The 6,370-nt window shown below is 32.1% G+C and carries 7 protein-coding genes; 4 read left to right on the forward strand and 3 right to left on the reverse strand.

The window, feature by feature from the left end; genetic code table 11:
- The first annotated feature begins 224 nt into the window (after positions 1-224).
- Positions 225-596: a hypothetical protein gene (locus FTV43_RS14230; RefSeq protein WP_179995755.1), complete on the forward strand. Its 372-nt coding sequence runs from the start codon at positions 225-227 to the stop codon at positions 594-596.
- 33 nt (positions 597-629) lie between these two features.
- Here FTV43_RS14230 and repM read toward each other — a convergent pair whose 3' ends face one another.
- On the reverse strand, positions 630-1,571 hold the full coding sequence (gene repM, locus FTV43_RS14235) for a replication initiation protein RepM (protein ID WP_179995756.1): 942 nt from the start codon (positions 1,569-1,571) through the stop codon (positions 630-632).
- Positions 1,572-3,469: 1,898 nt separating this feature from the next.
- Here repM and FTV43_RS14240 point away from each other — a divergent pair.
- Entirely contained in the window at positions 3,470-4,048 is a 579-nt protein-coding gene (locus tag FTV43_RS14240; protein WP_179995757.1) for an inovirus-type Gp2 protein, read from the forward strand.
- 2 nt (positions 4,049-4,050) lie between these two features.
- Entirely contained in the window at positions 4,051-4,323 is a 273-nt protein-coding gene (locus tag FTV43_RS14245; protein WP_179995758.1) for a hypothetical protein, read from the forward strand.
- 110 nt (positions 4,324-4,433) lie between these two features.
- On the opposite strand, the gene FTV43_RS14250 is transcribed toward FTV43_RS14245, so the two are convergent.
- Together FTV43_RS14250 and FTV43_RS14255 are read right to left on the reverse strand one after the other, a co-directional pair.
- Entirely contained in the window at positions 4,434-4,994 is a 561-nt protein-coding gene (locus FTV43_RS14250) for a hypothetical protein (RefSeq protein WP_179995759.1), read from the reverse strand.
- A gap of 3 nt (positions 4,995-4,997) precedes the next feature.
- Positions 4,998-5,591: a recombinase family protein gene (locus FTV43_RS14255; RefSeq protein ID WP_179995760.1), complete on the reverse strand. Its 594-nt coding sequence runs from the start codon at positions 5,589-5,591 to the stop codon at positions 4,998-5,000.
- Between the two features lie 188 nt (positions 5,592-5,779).
- Here FTV43_RS14255 and FTV43_RS14260 point away from each other — a divergent pair, with 188 nt between their 5' ends.
- Positions 5,780-6,298, forward strand: a complete 519-nt coding sequence (locus tag FTV43_RS14260; protein WP_179995761.1) for a hypothetical protein — start codon at positions 5,780-5,782, stop codon at positions 6,296-6,298.
- Positions 6,299-6,370: the final 72 nt, after the last annotated feature.

Here is a 6,370-nt window from a genome sequence, read left to right on the forward strand (position 1 = left end):
TTTTAATGCACTTAAAAGATTTGATGCTCAAGTAAAAGAAGCATCTGCTAAATAGTTATAGACTTACTACCTTTTAGTGTAGGCGGTGCAAAATAATTTGCATCGTTCTTCTCTCTCTACGTGAATGAGTGAGCATAATTGCCTTGCTAATTTATTTCTATTCACGTACAGCGTTCAATCTGATAGGCTTATAAGCAATAAACAAGTAAATGTTGGTATTGAATATGGCAATTACAACTAAACCTCGTGGCAACCTATCTAAAGCTGTAGTATTAGAATTAGTAAAGGATGCAGCTCCTGAACAGATAGCAACTCTATTTACAGGTAAAGATAATAAACCTTGTACATTGGTATCACGTACTCGTACAGTAGAGCTATTAGGTTTAACAGGTGCTAAAAAGAAAGCTGTAGAAGAATATACATACCCTGCTAAACGTAAACCTCGTAAAGCTGTAGTTAAACGTGGTACTGATTCAAATACAGTTAGCAAGGATGACTATAAAGACTTGAGCAATGACAAACTAATCAGCTCTATTAAAGAATACAAAGCTAAACTTAAGGCTATGGAAGAACAACTATCTGAACGTCTTAAATAACAGACAATAAAAAAGGGGGCTTATATAGCTCCCTTATTTGTTGCTAGGTACATATCCCACACTTTCTAGGTATGTCATCCATTCCTTAATATAGAAAGCATCTGATAGCATTGTAGCTATTCGTTCTGCATAATCTTCTATACTCTCTCCAACATTAGCCTTGTAATGGTTTTGGAAAGCTATATCTCTACTTAACTTATCACCAAACATAAGGCATTGTTTAATACTTAGTCCTGTAAACATATCTACAGTATTCTTATCTTTACTCTCTTTCTGCTTCTTCTCTTTCTTCTTAATAAACTTAAACAGGATATGAGATACCTTTCTCCCCTCTTTAAACTGTTCATACTTAATCTGTATATCAGCTTTATCATTGATCTCTTTAACTGCCTTATCTAATACATCCCTTTTAAATACAGCATTTAGCTTGTACTCATTATCTTCTAAGCCTAGCTTACTTCTAAGCTCTGCTATTTCAAACTTCTTACTTGTTCCAATATCTCTATACTTAATCAGTAACTCATACAATCTAATACTGTACTTACTTTTAAACTCACTTACTTGCTCTAACAGGTATTGAGTAAAGTTAGCTTCAAGTCTGCTTATCATGCTTATTACATTTCGATTCAGGTACATTACAACCATACCCTTATCATTTACATAAGTTACTTCATTAACCCAACGAGAAACGGTTACAGCATCCGTATCAGCATACCTATCAATATAGCTGAACTGTCTATTAAACAATTGTTTTGTAGCATCTGCTAACTGTGAGTAGGCGTTACTCTCATCAGTCTTGTATTGATCTCTGTAAGCTGTAGCCTTAACTTCAATTGGTGTTTCAGGTGTTAGTTTATCTAGCTCTCTAGCTTCAACTATGGCTAATAACATCAATCTTTGCTCAACCAATGACAGATTGAAACTGGCATCAATCAAACTATTATCTTTAACCACAAGCCTTGAATCCTTACTCATTTCCCCTCTCAACACTTTGGTAGTGAATTTGTTATTTTGTTATATTAGTAATCTTTTATCACTGTTCTAATATAATATCAATATCATCAATACGGTAATTAATATCACATTAAACCACTTATCAACAGGTAAAAAGTATCACACATTACGGTAAAAAGTATCACACATACCCTCTGAAAGCCTTATAGGGCAAGGCATACAGCAAACAGTAAAGCATTTTAAAGCTTTTTTTATTTCAGAAAAGCCCATCTTCCTTTCAAAAATTTTGATTTTAATTTTGATTATCTGCATAGCAAATTGAGTGCATGGATTCAGATATATTTACCTATCCTGCAATGCAGGTTGGACAGGGAATAGAAATTTACACTTGCTCATGGCTTCTCATTTGCGCTCTAAGGTGCTTCTAAAAAGTATAGTGGTACATAGATATAGGTAAGGTGTATTTCGTTCAATCTGAGCGATTCTGTGAGCATCTAGGACTATATTTAAATCCTATCTCTACCAATCTGATAGCTGTGTACGCCGTGACAGGTATTTGATACGTTCCCAAAAATTTGGGAGCGTACAGAGTTATCAGAATCCAACCGACTGCATGAAGTTTGATAAGGTATTGAGAAGAACAGAGGGCGTGGAGAAAACAGAAATTAGAAAAGAGAAAAGAGAATACAAGTTACATCATTTGTTTTTAAATCTATTCAAGCAATAGAGCATTAGTGTGCATACAAATATCTAGTTTTATAAATATTATTAACCATACAAATTTTTGTTTATTTCTGAATACAACTAGATCAGTAGAACAAGCCTTTCATTAAAATTAGTTATGTAATGTCTATCTGCTTCTCAATGGAAAGGAAGCGGAGCTTTAAAAGAAAAACCCCTGCTTAATACGGAGTACCTATCCTCAAACTAAGGACAGGATTTAGGGGTGGGAGCAGATTAGCTTTATCCCCTCCCTCTTTGACAAGGTACTTAAATCAATACCTGGTCTACGCTGACAGATTTTAATATCCTCCATTGCAGGACAATGAATTAACTAAGCAATTACTAATCAAATATCTCTATAGCTCTAAATAGCTCTCATTTGCTCTTACAGCTCGTTTAAGGTTAAGTGGTGCAAGTGCATAGGCAAGGTGTCTAAACGCTCTCCTATGAGCAATGGTGAGCATAAAGAATTATATTTATATCTCTATCTAGTGTTAGGATTATCTGACAACCACAATATCTAGTATCTAATAAAATACATCATCCAAAAATGGATACTGAATATGAATAACGCTCCCACCAATGGTGGAAACGTATATAAATCTTTATACCAATCATCAAACAACATATAGAACATTGTACTAATTAGCTCAGCGCAATTCTGCTCTCAGTGCTAGGAATTAATACTATTTCCACTCAACCGACTTTTCGGCTCAGTAGGTGTATGTATTCAAACAACCATAAAAACAGGTCTATTTTGATTGTAAGGTATTGAATCTTGACAAATTTGTCATGATGTGTTAGTATCTCTCTCATTACTAAAAGAACAATAAAACACTAGCCTTCAGGTACATCAATTTTATAAGTCATTGATTTTATTTAATACTGTTTCAATAGCGACAACGGTATTTTTATATTTCTTTATAAATCAATAATTTATAAACCATCTAAAATCTATCAAAATATGCCTATATCCCTTACAGCATAAGGCTTTCAGCCACATCAAAAACAATTCGGATAAACAGAGTAATAGATACTATCTAACATACATATATCTCTACTACATCTATAGCTATGTATAACATATAAATATATCAATCTTTATATAGTAAATATCATATTAACTATTAGCTTATATCTTCTCTATTTATCTAATAACAATACAAAATAAGACTTATATTCCCTTTAACTAATTAATGAGTAAACTTTTAAAAACAAGTAAGTATTTAGGCTATCCAATCAATACAGCATATAAATTAAAACAATCTAACATGAAAGAGATTTATCTAGCTCTAGCTCATGCTAGGGATACGATAGATCGACCTATAGCTTTAAGATATACAATAGGACTAGATAATAACCATTCATTCGATATTAACAAATTAACTAGAAAGATTAAGAGCTTATTTAAAGATGGGTACAGCTTTATATATAGCTTTGAATATGCAGAATACAAAGGATTGCATTTAGAAATGATGTTAGTAGTAGATCAGAATAAACATAATCCTTTAACAGTCTTTAACCTTTTAAGAAAGGTACTATTCAACTTAAATGGTGTAACCATAAATATTGAACAGGAATATAAGAAAGTTTCTTTTAACTTCCATGAACGAAAGGAAGAATATTTATCTGATTCAGGTGGAAGTAAAGTAGGACACAATTTAAAAAATGCAGAACAATTTAAAGATTGTATGTATCGAGCTTCATACCTAGCTAAACAGGATGACAAGCAACAAGTACAATATAAGAAAACATTTGGAACAACAACAGGCTAACAATGATCGACTATAATCAACATTTAATTAACAGCACATACAATCAACTCATTTCTAATTTAGTAGTATGGCAATATCTAACAAATAAAGTAAAAGCAGATACAGAACAAGGCTACAAAGTAGTGAAGAATAAAGAAAAGCTAGACAAGATCACATCAAACATTCTTGATGCTCTCCCTGCTTTAGATGGTATTGATTTAAGTAATGTAAAGCTATACATGCCACTTGTGGATGATGTAAAGCTATTAGAACAGTTTAAGGAGATAGAGCTATGACACTTTTATTATGCTCTGTAGCTGTAGCATTTATTATCTATCAACTCCGTACAATCTAGGGGATAGAGTATATCTCTTTTCCCCTCTCTCACGTATGAGGTGCGGTGCGCCTACACGCTTTTAGATTTAAAAACAATTTCCTTTTTATACATCATATACTCTATAAGGATTCGATTTAGATTATTTAAACTATCAATTAAAAAATTTAATTTATTTTCTAAAATTTCTAAATTTTCTTGATTATCAGTACTCATTTCTTGTTTAGTATATTGAAATGTATATTCTTTTATATTAAGTTGAACTTCTTGTATCTCTTTATCTTCAATTATTTCTAATAGTAAACTTACTCTATCTCTATACTTTCTATCATTCCTAAAGCTATTAATTCGATGAGTAGCTAAATCATCTCTATTAAAAAGGTCTTTATAGTTAATTGAACTATCTATTTTTCCATATCTATACATATAGTCATTTTTTAAATCTTCTACTATTTTTAAAATTTCTTTTGTTTCATTAGCTATAACTTCCTTTCCTTTCTGATCATGCCATTTTTTGTAAATATAAATAGCAACTATTATTGGTGATGCTATGGTTGCTGCTACTCCTAAATAAGTTCCCATCACATCTTGATAGGTAGCAATAATTGACCAATCCCAACTACATACATCCATACATTACTCCTTTAAAACTCTATATACAGTAGCAACGCCACAACCTACAGCTTTAGCTATTTCTTCTTTTGTTAAGCCTTTATTACTTAACTCTCTAATACGATCATGTTTAGCTGTATCTGCTTTCTTACCTGTAGGCTTGTATCCGCTTCTCTCTAAACCTTGTTTAATTCGTTCTATACGCTTTTCATTGTCTAATCGAGCCATAGTAGCTAACAAATCAATTAACAGGTTATTAACTAAATTCAGGATAGAGCTTGTAATGGTATCATCTGTATTCAGCAGTACATGAGTAGTTGGCAGATCAGCAACAACTAGCTTCAATCCTTTCTCTTTTATACGTCCTTTCAATACTTCAAACTCATTTTGTTTTAAACGTGATAAGCGGTCTACACTCTCAACAAGCAATGTATCTCCGTTCTCTGCATCTGCTAATAATTTATTTAATACAGGTCTATCTAGCTTTGTACCTGATTCATTCTCTACATATTCAACAGTAACGCCGTTTATGGTACTAGCAAACTCTTTTAAGCTATCTAATGCTCTCTCTGCATCTTGGTCTTTTGTACTAGCTCTTACATATATTCTTACTGTCATTATCATATAACATTATATCTTTAAGTCTTATGATAATACTATCATTTAATTATCAATACAACTCTAATGATAGATATATTCTCATTTAATTTGATTATTATTTCAGTATAGTCTAATGATAGCTTTTATCAGTCTTAAATACTTATAATGCTATATTCAGTTTACTTTTGAATAATTAAGAGATTTTTATGAAAAAAATATTAATCATCGGGTTAGCAAGTCTTTTTGCTATAGGTTGTGCAACAACATCAGGATTAAATCCACAGACAGCAGTAAGTAATTTTGATGGTGTGAAAAGTGTAGCAATTGCTCCGCATGGTGCAGCATGTAAAAGCATGGTGTGCCCAATGGTTGGTGCATCATGGTTAGATAATCATCCTGATAATGTTGGTATTACTATTCAACTATTCAATGAAATAGCAAATATTCACTCAGTATCTTTTAATATTGATGGGGAAATTATTAATATAAAGAATGATCATGCTACTAGTTTTGATCAAGCTGTAGGGGCTAACTATTCACAAGCTACAATGGTTGTAAGTTACAGCATTTTAACTAAAATTCTGCAATCAAAAAGAACATGGATGAAAGTATCAACTAGCAAAGGCGCACATGAAGTAGCCATTGTAGATGGTACTGTAGATAGTAAGGCTTTTAATGCACTTAAAAGATTTGATGCTCAAGTAAAAGAAGCATCTGCTAAATAGTTATAGACTTACTACCTTTTAGTGTAGGCGGTGCAAAATAATTTGCATCGTTCTTCTCTCTCTACGTGAATG

Origin of the sequence: Acinetobacter sp. YH16053, assembly GCF_013417035.1 — a bacterium.
Classification (GTDB): Bacteria; Pseudomonadota; Gammaproteobacteria; order Pseudomonadales; family Moraxellaceae; genus Acinetobacter; species Acinetobacter towneri.

Bases quoted from the DNA above. Each gene is read 5' to 3' on its own strand.
- FTV43_RS14230 (WP_179995755.1), top strand. From the start codon at position 225: ATGGCAATTACAACTAAACCTCGTGGCAACCTATCTAAAGCTGTAGTA.
- repM (WP_179995756.1), bottom strand. From the start codon at position 1,571: ATGAGTAAGGATTCAAGGCTTGTGGTTAAAGATAATAGTTTGATTGAT.
- FTV43_RS14240 (WP_179995757.1), top strand. From the start codon at position 3,470: ATGAGTAAACTTTTAAAAACAAGTAAGTATTTAGGCTATCCAATCAAT.
- FTV43_RS14245 (WP_179995758.1), top strand. From the start codon at position 4,051: ATGATCGACTATAATCAACATTTAATTAACAGCACATACAATCAACTC.
- FTV43_RS14250 (WP_179995759.1), bottom strand. From the start codon at position 4,994: ATGGATGTATGTAGTTGGGATTGGTCAATTATTGCTACCTATCAAGAT.
- FTV43_RS14255 (WP_179995760.1), bottom strand. From the start codon at position 5,591: ATGACAGTAAGAATATATGTAAGAGCTAGTACAAAAGACCAAGATGCA.
- FTV43_RS14260 (WP_179995761.1), top strand. From the start codon at position 5,780: ATGAAAAAAATATTAATCATCGGGTTAGCAAGTCTTTTTGCTATAGGT.